Genomic DNA, 15,630 nt, shown 5'->3' on the forward strand with positions numbered 1-15,630 from the left:
ATTGGCCATGGCCACCGAAAACGCCGTCAGCGCGGAAGACCTCAAGGTCGATGCCAAGAAGATGCACATCTCGACGACAGATGTCGCCATCGACATCGTCGGCATGCACAAATGGTATGGCGAGTTCCATGTGCTGAAAGACATCAACCTAAAGGTGATGCGCGGCGAGCGCATTGTCATCTGCGGCCCGTCCGGCTCCGGCAAGTCAACCATGATCCGCTGCATCAACCGCCTGGAAGAGCACCAGAAGGGCAAGATCATCGTCGACGGCAAGGAACTCACCAACGATCTGAAGAAGATCGACGAGGTGCGCCGCGAGGTCGGCATGGTGTTCCAGCACTTCAACCTGTTCCCGCATCTCACCATTCTGGAGAATTGCACGCTGGCGCCGATCTGGGTGCGCAAGACGCCGAAGAAGCAGGCCGAGGAAATCGCCATGCATTTCCTGAAGCGCGTCAAGATCCCGGAGCAGGCCAACAAATATCCTGGACAGCTCTCCGGGGGCCAGCAGCAGCGCGTGGCGATCGCCCGCTCGCTCTGCATGAACCCGCGCATCATGCTGTTCGACGAGCCGACCTCGGCGCTCGACCCTGAAATGATCAAGGAAGTGCTGGAGACGATGGTTGGCCTTGCCGAAGAAGGCATGACCATGCTTTGCGTCACCCACGAGATGGGCTTTGCCCGCAAGGTCGCCAACCGGGTGATCTTCATGGATCAGGGCCAGATCGTCGAGCAGAACACGCCGGCCGAGTTCTTCGATAATCCGCGCCATGAGCGGACGAAACTGTTCTTGTCGCAGATCCTGCACTGAGCTTCTGACGCCAATTCGAGAAGCCCGGCCGCCAACGGCCGGGCTTTTGAGCGACCGGTTGGTGAAGCGCGCTGCCGGTCTCGCCTTCCATAGTTGTCGAGGCGCGGTAGCATTGGCGGTCGTGCAGGACACCGCTGCAGCGAACGCCTCACCGCCTGTTCCGCTCCTCCCAGCCATAGAGCCAGTCCAAATCTCCCGCGAGCTTCTCCGCCGGGCGCGTCGCCAGCACCAGGTTGCGCGCGATTGCAACCGGGCCCCAGGCGTGCCAGGCCATGCGGTTGAGCGCGCCGCGTCTGAGCACCTTCTCGATGCGCGGGCGCCTGAGATTTTCCCATGTGGTGAGGCTCTGCCGCGGATCGCCGTCGAATTCGGCGACCAGATCGGCGAGCATCGCGGCATCCTCGATCGCCATCGCCGCGCCCTGCGCCGCGAACGGGGTCATGGCGTGCGCCGCGTCTCCGATCAGGGCTACGCCCTTCGGCATCGTCCAGCGACGTTGCTCGACGGTGTGGATCGGAAACGCCGTCCATGGCCCGGCAAGCCCGGCAAGCCTTGCCAGCGCGGGCGACGTACCGCGCATGGCGCTGGCGAGGATGGCGGGGTCCGCATGGCCGGACCAGCCTTCGGCGATGCGATCGCCTCTGGTGAAAGCGGCCAGGTTGAAGGCGCTGCCCTTGCTCACCGGATACGCGACCATATGGAAGCCGGGATGGAGGAAGGCGGTGATGCAGTCGCCGGCGGCGATTGCTGCAAAAGCCTGGCCGGCGACGCTTGTCGCTGCAACCGTTGCGCGCCAGGCCAGCTCGCCCGAGAAGCGGTTCTTCCCGAAGGCCGGCTCTCGACCCGCAAGCAGCCTGCGAACCGACGACCAGACGCCGTCCGCGCCGATCAGCAGGCCGCCGGCGGCCTCGATGCTGCCGCCATCCGTTTCGGCGGCGACGGCGATGTCTTGCGGGTGAACAGCGACGTCCGTTACCCGCGCGCCGGTGACGAGTTGGATTTCAGGATGCTCCGCCATCCGCGCCGTCAGCGCCGCCTGCAGGTCGGCGCGGTGCGCCACCAGATAGGGCGCGCCCCAACGCTCTTCGCCGGCCTGGCCGAGCGGCACGCGCGCCAGTTCGCGCAAGGTGGCAGCGCCCTTCAGCACCACCGCTTCCGGGCGGATCGCGCTCAGCCGCAACCGGTCGAGCGCGCCGAGCCGACTGAGCATACGGGTGGCGTTGGGGGAAAGCTGGATGCCCGCGCCCACCGCTTCGAGCTGGCTGGCCTGTTCCAGCACCGTGACGGCATGGCCGTGTTCGGCAAAGGCAAGAGCTGCCGTCAGTCCGGCGATACCGGCCCCGGCGATGACGACCTGCCGGGACCGCGCCTCCTCCATGGTCTAGCGGTCACCCAGATCCGCGATCAGGCGGCCTGGTCGATATAGAGGCAGCCGGCAGGCTCGGTTTCCGTCGCCTTCAGCTTCGGCGAATAGCGGTAGAGCGTCGAGCAGTAAGGGCAGACCTTTTCATTGTCGTCGCCCATGTCGAGGAATACATGCGGGTGGTCGAAAGGCGGGTTGGCGCCGGTGCACATGAATTCCTTGACGCCGATATCGATCGCCGGATGGCCCGCGTCGTTCTGGAAATGGGGAATGGTACCGCCTGCCATCGTCGTCTCCTTCAGTTCGGCCCGTTTGCATCTGGATCATAACCGGCCGGTTTGCAAGATCGATGAAATGAAACTGTCGCAAAAGGCTGGCAGAGGATAAGTTGAGCCGGTTAAGCGCATGAGGCCGGAAACGAAGCGATTCCGTGACATCATGCGTCATAAAAGCGTGTTAGAGCGTGCATAGCGCGTCCGGCGGCGTATGGCGCTCAGAACGACCTTGTGGCCAAGAGCAGGAACCATGAACGAACTGAAGCCGGTGCAGAGCGAGTTCATCACCGTCGAGGCGGCGAGCCCGGACGGCGGCAATCCAGACCGTTTCGTCAACCGCGAGTTTTCCTGGCTGCAGTTCAACCGCCGGGTGCTCGAGGAATCGCTGAACGAGCATCACCCGCTGCTCGAGCGCGTCCGCTTCCTGTCGATCTCGGCCGCAAACCTCGACGAGTTCTTCATGGTGCGCGTCGCCGGCCTCGCCGGTCAGGTGCGCGAGGGCATCGCGTTGAAGAGCCCGGACGGCCGCACGCCTGAGCAGCAGTTGGAGCAATTGCTGCGCGAGGTCGAGCGCCTGCAGGAAGACCAGCAGAAGAGCCTGTCGGTCTTGATGGAGCTGCTCAACAAGGAAGGCATCGAAAGCATCCCCCGCGACGGCCTGACCAAGGACGAGAAGGCGTGGCTGGAGGAGCATTTCCAGGATCAGGTTTTCCCGGTGCTGACGCCGCTGTCGATCGACCCGGCGCACCCGTTTCCGTTCATCCCCAATCTCGGTTTCTCGATGGCGCTGCAGCTGCGCCACCGCAAGAACGGCGAGGAGATGAGCGCGCTCTTGCGCTTGCCGGTGGCGCTGCGGCGTTTCATCCGTCTGCCCGACCGCAAGCATCATGTCCGCTTCATCCCGCTGGAAGAAGCGGTCGGCCTCTATATCGGCAAGCTCTTCCCTGGATATGAGGTCAAGGGCTCGGGCACGTTCCGCATCATCCGCGACAGCGATATCGAGGTGGAGGAGGAATCGGAAGACCTCGTTCGCCTGTTCGAGACGGCGCTGAAGCGCCGCCGCCGCGGCTCCGTCATCCGCATCGAATTCGACACGCTGATGCCGGCCGAGTTGCGCGACTTCGTCGCCGGCGAGCTCGGAGTATCGTCGAGCCGCATCAGCGTGCTCACCGGGCCGCTGGCGCTCAACCAGATCTCCGAGATCGTCGCCATCCCGCGCGACGACCTCAAGTTCACGCCCTACAACCCGCGCTTTCCCGAGCGCATCCGCGAGCATGGCGGCGACTGCCTGGCCGCGATCCGCGAGAAGGACATCATCGTCCACCACCCCTACGAATCCTTCGACGTCGTGGTGCAGTTCCTGCGCCAGGCGGCGGCCGATCCGGAAGTCGTCGCCATCAAGCAGACGCTCTACCGAACCTCGAACGACAGCCCGATCGTGCGGGCGTTGATCGACGCGGCGGAGGCCGGCAAGTCGGTGACGGCGCTCGTCGAGCTCAAGGCGCGCTTCGATGAAGAGGCCAATATCCGCTGGGCGCGCGACCTCGAGCGCGCCGGCGTCCAGGTCGTCTTCGGCTTCCTGGAGTTGAAGACCCACGCCAAGATGTCGCTGGTGGTCCGCCGCGAGGACGGTCGGCTGCGCAATTACGTGCATCTCGGCACCGGCAACTACCATCCGGTCACCGCCCGCATCTACACCGACCTGTCCTTCTTCACCACCGACCCGACGATCGCGCGCGATGTCGCGCAGATCTTCAACTTCATCACCGGCTACGCCGAGCCTGCCGAGGAGATGCGTCTTGCGGTGTCGCCGTTCACGCTGCGCGACCGCATCCTGAGGCACATCGCCGAGGAGATCGCCCATGCGCTCGAAGGCAGGCCGGCCCGTATCTGGATGAAGATGAACGCGCTCGTCGATCCGACCGTCATCGATGCTCTCTATAACGCCAGCCGCGCCGGCGTCGAGATCGATCTCGTCGTGCGCGGCATCTGCTGCCTGAGGCCGCAGGTGCCGGGTCTTTCCGAGAACATCAGGGTGAAGTCGATTGTCGGCCGCTTCCTCGAGCACAGCCGCATCTACTGCTTCGGCAACGGCCACGGTCTGCCGTCCGACGAAGCGATCGTCTACATCTCCTCGGCCGATATCATGCCGCGCAATCTCGACCGCCGCGTCGAGACCCTGGTGCCGATCACCAATCCGACTGTGCATGAACAGGTGCTTGGCCAGATCATGCTCGGCAACATCATGGACAATCAGCAAAGTTTCGACGTATTGGCTGACGGCACCTCCCGGCGCGCTGCGCTCGAGGAGGGCGAGGAACCGTTCAACGCGCAGGAATATTTCATGACCAATCCGAGTCTTTCCGGACGGGGTGACGCGCTGAAATCGCATGCGCCAAGGCGCATTGCACAGTTTAAGCGCCGCAAGAAGAACGCCGCCGCGTGATTTCAGTCTCCCAGGGCCGGCTCCAGGACCGGCGGCCGCTGTCGATCATCGACATCGGATCGAACTCGATCCGCCTCGTCGTCTATGAAGGGCTGGCCCGCTCGCCGACGATGCTGTTCAACGAAAAGATGCTGGCCGGCCTCGGCCGCGGCATCGTTTCGACGGGCAAGCTCGATCCCGAGGCGGTGACGCGCTCGATGGAGGAGTTCCGCCGTTTTCGCGCGCTTTCCGATCAAGCCGGCGCCGAGAACATCTATGTGCTGGCGACCGCGGCCGCGCGCGAGGCGGTCAACGGCCCGGACTTCATCCACCGCGCCGAGGATGTGCTGAAGACCGAGATCCGCGTGCTTTCAGGCCGCCAGGAAGCGCATTATTCGGCGCTTGGCATCATTTCCGGCTTCTATCCGGCCAACGGCATCGCCGGCGACCTTGGCGGCGGCAGCCTGGAACTCGTCGACATCAATGGCGAGGCGATCGGCGACGGTATCACGCTGCCGCTCGGCGGCCTGCGCCTGCAGGACATGGCGAAGAACTCTCTCGTCCAGGCGCAGAAGATCGCGCGCCAGGAACTGGCGCGGGCGAAGCTTTTGAAGGGCGGGCAGGGCAGCGTGTTCTACGCCGTCGGCGGAACCTGGCGAAACCTCGCCCGGCTCCATATGGAAATGACCAACTACCCGCTCGGCGTCATGCATCATTACGAGATCGCCGCCGACAGCGCCCTGAACTTCCTCAGGCAGGTGGCCAAGGGCGAGGTCGAAAAGGTCAAGGGCATCGAAGGCGTCTCCAAGAACCGCCGCTCGCTGCTGCCTTACGGTGCGGTCGTGCTGCAGGAAATCATGGCGGCAATGCAGCCCTCGAAGATCGTCGTCTCGGCGCAGGGCGTGCGCGAAGGCTTCCTCTATTCGCTGCTCGACGCCGCCGAGCAGAAGGCCGATCCGCTGATCTCCGCGGCGGAGGAACTGGCGCTGCTGCGCTCGCGCTCGGTCCATCACGCGCATGACCTCGTCGACTGGACGGACAAGGCTTTCAAGGCCTTCGGCATCGACGAGACGGTGGATGAGGCGCGCTACCGCCACGCCGCCTGCCTGCTTGCCGATATCGGCTGGCGGGCGCATCCCGAATATCGCGGCCGGCAGTCGCTCAACATCATCGCGCATGCGTCCTTTATCGGCGTCGACCATCCTGGCCGCGCCTATCTGGCCCTGACCAACGCCTATCGCCATGACGGCATCTTCAACGATGCGATCGCGCCCGAGATCAAGACCCTGGCGCCGCCGCGCATGCTCGAGCGCGCCCGCGTGCTGGCGGCAATGATGCGTGTCGTCTACCTGCTGACGGCGGCGATGCCCGGGGTCATGCCGCGGCTGAAATGGGAAAGCCGCGGCAACGGTGCGCTTGCGCTGGTGCTGCCTGCGTCGCTTGCCGACCTCTATGGCGAACGACCCGCCGGGCGTCTGGCGCAGCTGGCGCGCATCACCAACCGCCGGTTGGTGCTGGCGGTCGAAGGCGGGCCAAGCATTTCCGTCAAGTGACGGCTCAGGTGATCTCGGCACCGACGCCGAAGGGGCGGCCGTCGGCCGACCATGCGCCGGCGCCGGCCATGGCGAGCGCCAGGAAGCCCCCGGCAATGGCAATGTCCTTCATCAGCATCTGCCGGTGCATGAAGGCTAAGGTCGCATCCTCGCCGCCCTGGCCGAAATGGCCGATGAAGCCGGCCACGATAGTGAAGGCGGCAAGCAGCAGCGCCGCGATCCGCGTCTGAAAACCGACCAGGATCAAAAGTCCGGCGATCAGCTCGAACAGGCCGGTGCCCCAGGCCGCCAGGGTCGGTAGCGGCAGGCCGAGGCCGGCGAAATAATTGATCGCGCCGGATATATTGGTCAGCACCTGGAAGCCCGAGGGCACGAACAGCGCGGCAAGCAGGAGCCGCGAGGCGAGAAGCAACGCGTTGCGGTTCATGGCCCACCTCCCTTGCCGGTACCCGGGAATGCACCGGCTCTCGGTGCAGTGTACGCCTGCACTCGAGAAAACGAAAAAGCGGCGCGGAAAATTCCGCGCCGCCAAAGTTTCAGCTTGGGAGGGGAAGGAGATCAGCCGCGCTTGGCGTCGATCGAATAGGCGCCGGCGCCGGAGGAGGCGAGCAGGATGAAGCCGCCGGTGATGGCGAGGTTCTTGAGAAACTGGATCATCTGCATCTGGTCGGCCCAGCCGGTGTGAGCAACCAGGCCGGTAGCGATCGTGAAGATGGCGAGCAACCAGGCGGCGATCCGCGTCTGGAACCCGACAAGAATGGCAAGGCCGCCGAGCAGCTCGATGAGGCCGACCACGACGGCCGTCACGGTCGGAAGCGGCAGGCCGAGGGCGCCGAAATAGCCGGCGGTGCCGGAAATGGCGGTAAGCTTGCCGAAGCCGGAAAGCAGGAAGATGACGGCGAGCAGGATACGGCCGAGCAGGATGGTGGTGGCACTGTTGGACGCGATGCTGGTACCGGCGGCGGAAGTGTTGATGGACATTGGCGAGTCTCCGAATCGTGTTGGATGCCCAGTCAGATAGACGACGAAGACTGTTCACCAAAGCCGCCGATGCGGCGACACATTGTTCACAGGCAGTATGTTTCGGTGACCGGCGGATGCGCGCGAAAATCGTGTCGGCGGACTGGGATTAACGAGTAAATTGTGCCCCCGCAAAATAGCCAAGCCATCGGTGGGGCTGCAGTCGCAGACCTCGGAGGCTAGCCGAAACGCCCGATCGGGTCGTCAGGTACGGGCGGAGCAAGGAGCGAAGCGACGCGCGCAGACCCGAGGCTCCATTCCGTGACGTCAGAACAGCCGCTGCGGTGCAGATCTTGCGTCGCTGCCCCTTCGATCGAGGCTACGGCATGGTTTTTAGGGTCTCCGCGACGGAGCTTAGCTCCTGCTTCGCCCTCGAATGACGACCTCTTGGGACTGTCCGCGCCGCGAGAACTACCCCGGATGCGTCATGTCCTCGGGCCGCACCAGCCGGTCGTAGTCGGCCTCGCTGACCAGCCCGGTGGCGAGAGCTTCCTCGCGCAGCGTGGTGCCGTTCTTGTGCGCGGTCTTGGCAATCTTGGCGGCGTTGTCGTAGCCGATGGTGGGGGCGAGCGCCGTCACCAGCATCAGCGAGCGCTCCAGCGCCGCCTTGATGTTGTCTTCCCGCGCCTCGATGCCGACGACGCAATTGTCGGTGAAGGATACGGAAGCGTCGGCAAGCAGCTGCACCGACTGCAGGAAATTATAGGCCATCAGCGGGTTGTAGACGTTGAGCTCGAAATGGCCCTGGCTGCCGGCGAAGGTTAGCGCGGCATTGTTGCCGAACACCTGCACGCAGACCTGCGTCAGCGCCTCGCACTGCGTCGGGTTGACTTTGCCCGGCATGATCGACGAGCCCGGCTCGTTCTCCGGCAGCGACAGCTCGCCGAGGCCCGAGCGCGGGCCTGAACCGAGCAGGCGGATGTCGTTGGCGATCTTGAACAGCGCGGCGGCCGCCGCGCTGATCGCGCCATGCGAGAACACCATGGAATCGTGTGCTGCGAGCGCCTCGAACTTGTTCGGCGCCGTGACGAAGGCGATGCCGGTGATGGCGGCGATCCGGTCCGCCACCTTTTCCGCAAAGCCAACCGGCGCGTTGAGCCCGGTGCCGACCGCGGTGCCGCCCTGCGCCAGTTCCTGCAGGCCGGGCAGCGTCTGCTCGATGCGCTTGATCGACGACGCGACCTGCGCGGCGTAGCCGGAGAATTCCTGGCCGAGCGTAAGGGGTGTGGCGTCCTGCGTGTGGGTGCGGCCGATCTTGATGATGTGGTTGAAGGCGCGGGCCTTGGCGTCGAGCGCTTTGTGCAGATGGTGGAGCGCTGGGATCAGGTGATGCGCGACCCGCTCGGCGCAGGCGACATGCATGGCCGTCGGATAGGTGTCGTTTGACGACTGGCTCATATTGACGTGGTCATTCGGGTGCACGGGCTTCTTGGAGCCCATCACGCCGCCGAGCATCTCGATGGCCCGGTTGGAGATCACTTCATTGGCATTCATGTTGGACTGCGTGCCCGAACCGGTCTGCCAGACCACGAGCGGGAAATGGTCGTCGAGCTTGCCGTCGATCACTTCCTGCGCGGCGTCCACGATTGCCTTGCCGATGGCTGGGTCCAGCCGTTTCATCTCCATGTTCACTTCGGCCGCGGCGCGCTTGACGATGCCCAGCGCGCGCACGATCGAGGCCGGCTGCTTTTCCCAACCGATCTTGAAATTGCCGAGCGAACGCTGCGCCTGCGCGCCCCAGTAGCGGTCGGCCGCGACCTCGATGGGACCGAATGTATCGGTTTCGGTTCTGGTCTTCTCAGCGCTCACGGGAAATCTCCGGTCTGTCGATTTGCGCAAGGGCGTATCGCGTTGCACAAAACCCTTCAAGCGGAGATTGCGGCCGAGGAAGTGCAAATCGGTTGAAGGGGGCTGCCGATCTCCCCCCCCTTGTGGGCCAGATCAGCCCTCCATCGGCGGTCCAACAATGTCGATGCCGTTCTCGGCGCAGAGTCTCGTCAGCGTCGCCATCATCTCGGGCGTCGGCGCCCCCGGCTGCGGCAGGTCCGGCCGTTCGGCGGGGCGGCTCGCCAGGCGCACCATCGTCTCGAAATCCGAGCCGCGCGTGGCGGTGAGCGTATGCGCGCCTTGCGGAGATTCGACCCTGTATGTATGCGGCAGGCCCTTCGGCGCGATGACGGTTTCGCCCGCGCCCACGACCCGCTCATGGCCGTTGATCTGGAAACGCATTTGTCCTTCGAGGATGTGAAATACCTCGTCTTCGTTGCGGTGCATATGCAGCGGCGGGGAATCGCCATAGGGCAGGCGATGCTCGATGACGCAGATGCCGTCCTCTCCGTCGGCCGAAGAGACCTGGATGGCGACGAGCGTGTTGTTGAACCAAAGGAGTTCCTTGCCTGCGATGGTCCGGTTGATCATTGTCATGGTGTCTCTGCTTTGTGTTGGGCCGGCGAAGCGGCGTCGACGGCGAACTAACCAGCGACGCGTGGGCGATGGAAATCGAATGATCATATGGGCTGAATTGATGCGATGAATTTGAACGCGCTCGATCTCAACCTGGTGAGGGTGCTCGACGCGCTTTTGCGCGAGAAAAGCGTGACGCGCGCCGGCGAGCAGATCGGCCTCAGCCAGCCTGCGGTGAGTGCCGCGCTCAACCGCCTGCGGCATACGCTCAACGACCAGCTCTTCGTGCGGCGCGGCAACGACATGGTGCCGACGCCACGCGCCGAAAGCCTGGCCGGGACTGTGCGTGCCGCGCTGCGCGAGATCGAGCGTCCTTTCCAGCCGGCGAAGGACTTCGATCCGGCCAGGCTGGAGCGGACCTTCACCTTCATGGGCGCGGATTTCTTTTCCATGCTCCTGATGCCGCCCTTTGCCGCGCGCATCGCGGCGGTGGCGCCATCAGTGTCATTCCGCTTCCTCGATAGCGCCATCGGCGACGTCTCGAAACTGTTGCAGGAGGACCAAATCGACGTGGCGCTGGAGCGTCCCCTGGAAGTCGCCGAATGGGTTTCCAGCGTACCGCTGTTCGGCTCGCCCTTCGCCGTCATCGCGGCGAAGGGGAATGCAGAGCTCAATCGGGCCGGCATCGCCGAAGGCGAGCAGGTGCCGCTCGATCTCTTCTGCGAGCTGCCGCACGCGCTGCGCTCCATCGACGGCTCGATGTCGGGCTTCACCGATGACGCGCTGGGGAAGATGGGCCGGACGCGCCGGGTCACGCTTGCCTTGCCGCATTTCCAGGCGGTCGCGCTGGCCGTGGCGAGCGGACCCTATCTGGCGGCCGTTCCAATGCAGTTCGCGGCGGTGGCGGCGAAATCCTTGCCGCTCGGCATCTACCGGGCGCCGATCTCGATTCCCTCGCCGGCGGTCAGGATGTACTGGCACGCCCGCCATGACGACGAGGCGCCGCATCGCTGGATCCGCGAGCAGATCCTGGTGGAGGTCGAGGCGCTCGGTTTCCGCAACTTGGAGGATGAGGTCGGGGGAGTAGACTCTGTTATCCGACCGCCAGGCCGATGGCAGCGGGCTGGCGCAGCGCGAGCCGCCCCGCGACATAGTCCTTGACCTGGCGGACCGCCTGCGCGCGCGACACGCTGCCCGGCTGCAGGCCAAGCCTGAGCCACAGCCCGTCGATCAGAGCGGTGACGCCGAGTACGATCTCCGCGGCCAACTCCGGCGATGCGAGGCCGCGCAGGCCGGACAACAGGTTCGAGCGCATGCGCGCGTGGATCACTCGCTGGATGCGCGCCAGCTTCTCGTCGCGCGGCACCTCGGCGCACAGCGACAGCCAGGCGTGACAGAGCGGCGGCAGGAACAAATGCTCCTCGAAATTGCCCTCGATCACCGCGTCCAGCCGCTCCATCGGCGTTCGCGCGCGCTTGAGCCGCGCCACCACCGCGTTGCACAGCACGGCATTGGCCTCGCGCATCGCGTGCTCGAACAATTCCTGCTTGTTGCGGAAATAGTGCAGCACGATGCCCTTCGAGGCGCCGGCCTGGGCCGCGACCTTTTCCAAGGTGGCGCCGGCAATGCCCTCGCGCTCGAGCACCGCAAAGGCCGCTTGCCGCAACTCCTTGCGGCGTATGTCGCTGAGACGTGTGAGCTTCACCGGATCGATCCATGTTTGCGAATCCATGTTGACATTTTCGCCCGCTCAGATCAATCATTGACCACTGGGACAATAACATGACCAAATGGTCAACAGAGGAGAACCGGAATGGTGCGCTTGCTTGCGAATGGCGTCTGTCTCGCTGCCTTGATGGTGGCCGCTCAAACCGTTCAGGCGGCCGAAGTGGAGGAATGCAAGGTGGTGCGAATGGCCGAGCCCGGCTGGAACGATCTCGCCTTCACGACCGGCGTGGCCAAGGTCCTGCTCCAGGCGCTCGGCTATGAGCCGCAGAGCGACGTGCTTGGCATCAACGTGATCTACGAAGGCATGAAGAACAAAGACCTCGACCTGTTCCTCGGCTACTGGGACCCGGCCATGGTCACTTATTACGAGCCTTACAAGAAGGACGGCTCGATCGAGAATGTACGGGTCAATCTGGTCGGCGCCAAATACACCTTCGCCGTGCCGACCTATGTCTGGGAAGCCGGCGTCAAGGACCTCTCCGACCTGCACAAATTCGCCGACAAGTTCGGGAAGAAGATGTACGGCATCGAGCCCGGCTCGAACCAGCTGATGATGGATGCCATCGCCGATCCTCAGTTTCAGCTCGACGGCTGGCAGGTGGTCGAATCGAGCGAAGCCGGCATGCTCTCGGAGGTCGGCTACGAGATCAAGGAGAAGCAGTTCATCGTCTTCCAGGGCTGGGCGCCGCATCCGATGAACACGATGTACGACTTCAAGTACCTGACCGGCGGCGACAAGTTCTTCGGCCCGAATTTCGGCGCTGCGACCGTGACGACGCAGGTGCGCAAGGGATTCCTGCAGGAGTGCCCAAACGTGGCGCAGTTCCTGAAGAACCTTGCCTTCGACATCGATCTGGAAAGTGTCGGCATGGGCTACCTCATCAATGACGGCATGAAGCCGGAGGAAGCGGCGCTTAAGTCGATCACGCTCAACAAGGATCGGGTCGACGCCTGGCTCGCCGGCGTCACCACCTTCGACGGCAAGCCGGGCCTCGCCGCGGTCAAGGAAAAGCTTGGACTGTGAGGCCCGCGGCATTGGATCTGTCGGGACAGGGGGGCGAGCAGGACGCCTGGGCCGGCCGCAAGCGATTCGTCGATGTCGGTGGCCTCGACCTCGCCTATGTCGAGGTCGCCGGCTCGGAACCGCCGCTCGTCCTGGTGCACGGCTTCACCGACACCAGCCGCAGTTTCTCGTTGCTGGCGCCGCATCTTTCCGCGCGGCGGCTGGTCATGCCGGACCTGCGCGGCCATGGCGCCTCGCAGGCGGGCAGGGGCTTTGGCATCGCCGATTTCGCCGACGATGTCGCCGGGCTGATCCGCAACCTGCGGCTCGCCCGGCCGGTCGTTCTCGGCCATTCGCTGGGTGGCATGGTCGCCATGCAGGTGGCCGCGCGGCATCCGGAACTGGTCGGCGGGCTGGTCATCCTGGCCGGGGCGCTGAAGGCAGATTTCGCGCCGGACCATCCGTTGGTTGACGGCGTGGCGGAACTGCGCGACCCGATCTCGCCGACTGATCCGTTCTACGACTGGTGGCACGCCTGCGGGTCCGGCGTGCCGCGGGCCCTTCTTGCCGGCCTGGCGGCGGACGCTTCGGCGATGCCGGCGGCGCGCTGGCGCGCCATTCTCGAAGAAATCCGCCGGACGGATCTGACCGCGGCGGCGCGGGCCGTGCGGGTCCGGACGTTGATCATTGCCGGCGCCTGCGATCCGCTCTTCGGCCAAGCGCACCAGGAGGCTTTGGCCGAGGCGCTTGCCGGATCGCGTCTCGTCTGGGCGCAGGACTGCGGCCACAACCCGCATTGGGAAGACCCGGCCTTCGTCGCCAAGGCAATAGCCGACGTGCTGCCAGCCGAGTGACTACCGCAACAGCGATCGGGCCGTAGGCGTGAGGCGCAACATCTCTGCCGGCTTCGTCGAAGCAGCCTGCATGGTTTGGCGAACCGCCTGCCATGCCGGGGAAGCGCCAAGGTCGTTCCGATAGTTCGCATGGGCGTCGCCATCGTCGAAACCGATGACTGCGATGAAGACATTTTCGCCGGCTCGCACCGGCAGCCGCGAAAAAGTGTTTTCGGCATGCTCGCTGACGAAGGCGCCGAGCAGCCGGCCCCCGCTGGCCGTCAGTTGCGGAACCATTTCCGCCCGGAAACGCTCGGCAAAGCCGGTTTCCATGCCGTGGCGCAAATGATGAATCGAAATCTCAACAATACCGTCTAAGTGAGGCTGCGCACTTTTGTTTTCGCCTTCGCTCACGGTCGACCGCTCGCGCCTCGACAGGTCGAAGCCGGCGTCCGGCCACGCGGGCTTCAGCAACAGCACGTCGTCGGAATCGATCATCGTCGCATTGGCGGCGTTGCGATGCTCGGACCACACCGGGCCGCCATAGAAAGCGGTGAGCGCTTTCCTCCTGGCCTCCATGTCGGCGAAGCCGCGCAGCCAGACGAACATGTCGGGACGGTCGAGGTTGCGGAACTGGCCGATGATGGTCATGCCCGCGGCTTCCTGGCTCTCGATGAACTCCCGGTCGAACAGCGCGATAAGCGTTTCGCGCTGGCCGGGTTTCAATGTGTATTGCCTGAGCTCCACGATCGGCGACGCAAGGCGGGAAGGTCTGTTCATGGCTAGAATCTCGAAAACAGGGTGTTCATCCTGTTTATAAACAGACCGGTTGTCCTGTTTTGTCAATATGCTACGTTCTTCCCCTTCTCTCCCACGGGGAAAGGTGGAGGTGGCGATGCGCAAGAAGCGCACTAACGATCCGCAGGGCATGCGGCGGCGCGTGCTCGACGTGGCGGAAGATTGCTTCCAGGCGCGCGGCTATCACGCCTCGAGCCTCGGCGACCTGATGGCGGCGGCCGGCGTCACCGGCGGCGCGCTGCACCATCATTTCCCGACCAAGAAGGCGCTGGCGCTGGCGGTGATCGAGGAGCGGGTGGCGGCCGCGGTTGAGGAGACCTGGATCGAGCCGGTGCGGGCGGCGCCTTCGGCGCGCAAGGGCGTGCGCGCCGTGTTTGAGGCGGTGGCGGCCGCGCTCGAGCAGCAGGGCTATGTGCGCGGCTGCCCGCTCAACAATCTGGCCCATGAGCTGTCGCTCGCCGATCCCGATTTCCGGATTGCGTTGGCCGATATCTTCGCCGGTTGGCGGCGGGCGATCTCCGACAAGGTGCGCGCCGATCAGGAGGCCGGCCGGGAAGGTGGGACCGATCCCGACCGCTTTGCCGCGCTGACGGTGGCGGCTTACTCCGGCGCCATGTCGATGGCCAAGGCCGAGCAGGATGCCGGTGTGTTGCGGCAGTGCCTGGAGGGTTTGGAGCGGGTCGAGCCCCCGCCATCACAGAACGGTTCGCCCGCCAGACGACGCCGCAGGGTGGTGCGGCAGCAGGCAATCCGCTGATGCCGGTATGAGGATCATCGTAAGTCCCTGACTGAAAGGCAGCCTTCACTCCCTCAGCGGCTTGATCGTCTCGAACCCCACTTCGCTCTGCGCGCTCGTCCCCTCGTCGTAGCGCCGCGCCAGCACCGCTTGCAGGTCGGGCGAATAGAGCGCGGTGAAGCTGTCGATCACCGTGCCGGAATCGCCGGTCAGCGTCTCTTTCACCGTCAGCACCGTGTATTTGCAGTCGCCCAGCTTGTAGGTGTCCTTGCCCTTGACGCTTAAAGCCAGTGTTTCGGTGCCCTTCGGCGCCTTCTTCGCCGAAAGCCGTACGAACTCGGTCTTGCTCTTGGCACCGGCCTTCAGCGGGAAGAGCTTTTTGAGGTCGCCGAGCGGGATCATTGACAGCCGGCCCGTGTCGCTATCGCGGAAAATCTCGATCAGCCCGGCGTAGAGATATTGCGTCTGCGGCGATTGCGACTGGTAGTTGTTGGCGACCGCGACCATGCCGCCCGGCGCCGGCCGGAACTCGCTGCGGATGCCGGGCTTCTCCAGCACGAAGCCGGCCTTGGCGGATTTGGCGTCCACGCAGTCGGCCGCCTCGGCGGTGCCGGTGAGGGCCAGCATGGAGAGGGCCACACAGGTCGTCACGGGTTTCATGCCTTCTCTCCTGGAAATGTGT

At 64.6% G+C, this 15,630-nt stretch carries 16 protein-coding genes; 7 read left to right on the plus strand and 9 right to left on the minus strand.

The genetic code is table 11. From position 1 onward, the window contains the following. Positions 1-7 precede the first annotated feature (7 nt). Positions 8-811: an amino acid ABC transporter ATP-binding protein gene (locus A9K66_RS15005; protein ID WP_066997155.1), complete on the plus strand. Its 804-nt coding sequence runs from the start codon at positions 8-10 to the stop codon at positions 809-811. Between the two features lie 148 nt (positions 812-959). Here A9K66_RS15005 and A9K66_RS15010 read toward each other — a convergent pair whose 3' ends face one another. Next, positions 960-2,189, minus strand: a complete 1,230-nt coding sequence (locus tag A9K66_RS15010; protein WP_067324812.1) for an FAD-dependent monooxygenase — start codon at positions 2,187-2,189, stop codon at positions 960-962. 26 nt (positions 2,190-2,215) lie between these two features. Beyond that, positions 2,216-2,461: a zinc-finger domain-containing protein gene (locus tag A9K66_RS15015; protein WP_066997164.1), complete on the minus strand. Its 246-nt coding sequence runs from the start codon at positions 2,459-2,461 to the stop codon at positions 2,216-2,218. Between the two features lie 238 nt (positions 2,462-2,699). Here A9K66_RS15015 and A9K66_RS15020 point away from each other — a divergent pair, with 238 nt between their 5' ends. Next, positions 2,700-4,895 carry an RNA degradosome polyphosphate kinase gene (locus tag A9K66_RS15020; RefSeq protein ID WP_067324814.1) on the plus strand — a complete coding sequence of 732 codons (2,196 nt, stop codon included), beginning with the start codon at positions 2,700-2,702 and terminating at the stop codon, positions 4,893-4,895. Beyond that, positions 4,892-6,427 carry an exopolyphosphatase gene (gene ppx, locus A9K66_RS15025; RefSeq protein ID WP_067324816.1) on the plus strand — a complete coding sequence of 512 codons (1,536 nt, stop codon included), beginning with the start codon at positions 4,892-4,894 and terminating at the stop codon, positions 6,425-6,427. The genes A9K66_RS15020 and ppx overlap by 4 nt, the downstream gene beginning before the upstream one ends. Before the next feature lie 4 nt (positions 6,428-6,431). Here ppx and A9K66_RS15030 read toward each other — a convergent pair whose 3' ends face one another. The 4 genes from A9K66_RS15030 to A9K66_RS15045 form a co-directional block, all read right to left on the minus strand. Further along, positions 6,432-6,854 carry a DoxX family protein gene (locus A9K66_RS15030; RefSeq protein WP_067324818.1) on the minus strand — a complete coding sequence of 141 codons (423 nt, stop codon included), beginning with the start codon at positions 6,852-6,854 and terminating at the stop codon, positions 6,432-6,434. 131 nt (positions 6,855-6,985) lie between these two features. Then, positions 6,986-7,408, minus strand: a complete 423-nt coding sequence (locus A9K66_RS15035; protein ID WP_067001137.1) for a DoxX family protein — start codon at positions 7,406-7,408, stop codon at positions 6,986-6,988. A 450-nt stretch (positions 7,409-7,858) separates the two neighbouring features. Further along, entirely contained in the window at positions 7,859-9,256 is a 1,398-nt protein-coding gene (gene fumC, locus A9K66_RS15040) for a class II fumarate hydratase (protein WP_067324820.1), read from the minus strand. 132 nt (positions 9,257-9,388) lie between these two features. Continuing rightward, entirely contained in the window at positions 9,389-9,871 is a 483-nt protein-coding gene (locus A9K66_RS15045; protein ID WP_067324822.1) for a cupin domain-containing protein, read from the minus strand. 105 nt (positions 9,872-9,976) lie between these two features. On the opposite strand from A9K66_RS15045, the gene A9K66_RS15050 reads away from it, so the two are divergent. Beyond that, on the plus strand, positions 9,977-11,011 hold the full coding sequence (locus A9K66_RS15050; RefSeq protein WP_082953878.1) for a LysR family transcriptional regulator: 1,035 nt from the start codon (positions 9,977-9,979) through the stop codon (positions 11,009-11,011). Here the strand turns inward: A9K66_RS15050 and betI are convergent. Further along, positions 10,944-11,555, minus strand: a complete 612-nt coding sequence (gene betI, locus A9K66_RS15055) for a transcriptional regulator BetI (RefSeq protein ID WP_067001160.1) — start codon at positions 11,553-11,555, stop codon at positions 10,944-10,946. The two genes, A9K66_RS15050 and betI, sit on opposite strands and share 68 nt — an antisense overlap. A 108-nt stretch (positions 11,556-11,663) precedes the next feature. Here betI and choX point away from each other — a divergent pair, with 108 nt between their 5' ends. After that, on the plus strand, positions 11,664-12,602 hold the full coding sequence (gene choX, locus A9K66_RS15060) for a choline ABC transporter substrate-binding protein (RefSeq protein ID WP_067324824.1): 939 nt from the start codon (positions 11,664-11,666) through the stop codon (positions 12,600-12,602). Beyond that, a complete protein-coding gene (locus tag A9K66_RS15065) occupies positions 12,599-13,435 on the plus strand; it encodes an alpha/beta hydrolase (protein ID WP_067324826.1) in 837 nt (278 codons plus the stop codon). Before choX ends, A9K66_RS15065 begins: the two co-directional genes overlap by 4 nt. On the opposite strand, the gene A9K66_RS15070 is transcribed toward A9K66_RS15065, so the two are convergent. Further along, complete coding sequence (locus A9K66_RS15070; RefSeq protein ID WP_348626444.1) at positions 13,436-14,317, minus strand: NIPSNAP family protein; 882 nt, start codon at positions 14,315-14,317, stop codon at positions 13,436-13,438. Here A9K66_RS15070 and A9K66_RS15075 point away from each other — a divergent pair. Continuing rightward, positions 14,310-14,969 carry a TetR/AcrR family transcriptional regulator gene (locus tag A9K66_RS15075; protein ID WP_082953879.1) on the plus strand — a complete coding sequence of 220 codons (660 nt, stop codon included), beginning with the start codon at positions 14,310-14,312 and terminating at the stop codon, positions 14,967-14,969. The genes A9K66_RS15070 and A9K66_RS15075 overlap by 8 nt on opposite strands. Positions 14,970-15,014: 45 nt before the next feature. Here the strand turns inward: A9K66_RS15075 and A9K66_RS15080 are convergent, their stop codons facing one another. After that, the gene (locus A9K66_RS15080) at positions 15,015-15,608 is read right to left on the minus strand and encodes a hypothetical protein (RefSeq protein ID WP_067324830.1); all 594 of its coding nucleotides are present in this window, start codon (positions 15,606-15,608) and stop codon (positions 15,015-15,017) included. Positions 15,609-15,630: the final 22 nt, after the last annotated feature.

This window comes from Mesorhizobium sp. AA23 (genome assembly GCF_001672435.1).
Lineage (GTDB): Bacteria > Pseudomonadota > Alphaproteobacteria > Rhizobiales > Rhizobiaceae > Mesorhizobium.

Excerpts from the sequence above, each read along its gene's own strand:
- A9K66_RS15045 (WP_067324822.1), bottom strand. The coding sequence starts at position 9,871 with ATGACAATGATCAACCGGACCATCGCAGGCAAGGAACTCCTTTGGTTC.
- A9K66_RS15080 (WP_067324830.1), bottom strand. The coding sequence starts at position 15,608 with ATGAAACCCGTGACGACCTGTGTGGCCCTCTCCATGCTGGCCCTCACC.
- A9K66_RS15010 (WP_067324812.1), bottom strand. The coding sequence starts at position 2,189 with ATGGAGGAGGCGCGGTCCCGGCAGGTCGTCATCGCCGGGGCCGGTATC.
- A9K66_RS15050 (WP_082953878.1), top strand. The coding sequence starts at position 9,977 with ATGAATTTGAACGCGCTCGATCTCAACCTGGTGAGGGTGCTCGACGCG.
- choX (WP_067324824.1), top strand. The coding sequence starts at position 11,664 with ATGGTGCGCTTGCTTGCGAATGGCGTCTGTCTCGCTGCCTTGATGGTG.
- A9K66_RS15020 (WP_067324814.1), top strand. The coding sequence starts at position 2,700 with ATGAACGAACTGAAGCCGGTGCAGAGCGAGTTCATCACCGTCGAGGCG.
- A9K66_RS15035 (WP_067001137.1), bottom strand. The coding sequence starts at position 7,408 with ATGTCCATCAACACTTCCGCCGCCGGTACCAGCATCGCGTCCAACAGT.
- A9K66_RS15005 (WP_066997155.1), top strand. The coding sequence starts at position 8 with ATGGCCACCGAAAACGCCGTCAGCGCGGAAGACCTCAAGGTCGATGCC.
- A9K66_RS15015 (WP_066997164.1), bottom strand. The coding sequence starts at position 2,461 with ATGGCAGGCGGTACCATTCCCCATTTCCAGAACGACGCGGGCCATCCG.
- A9K66_RS15075 (WP_082953879.1), top strand. The coding sequence starts at position 14,310 with ATGCGCAAGAAGCGCACTAACGATCCGCAGGGCATGCGGCGGCGCGTG.
- A9K66_RS15030 (WP_067324818.1), bottom strand. The coding sequence starts at position 6,854 with ATGAACCGCAACGCGTTGCTTCTCGCCTCGCGGCTCCTGCTTGCCGCG.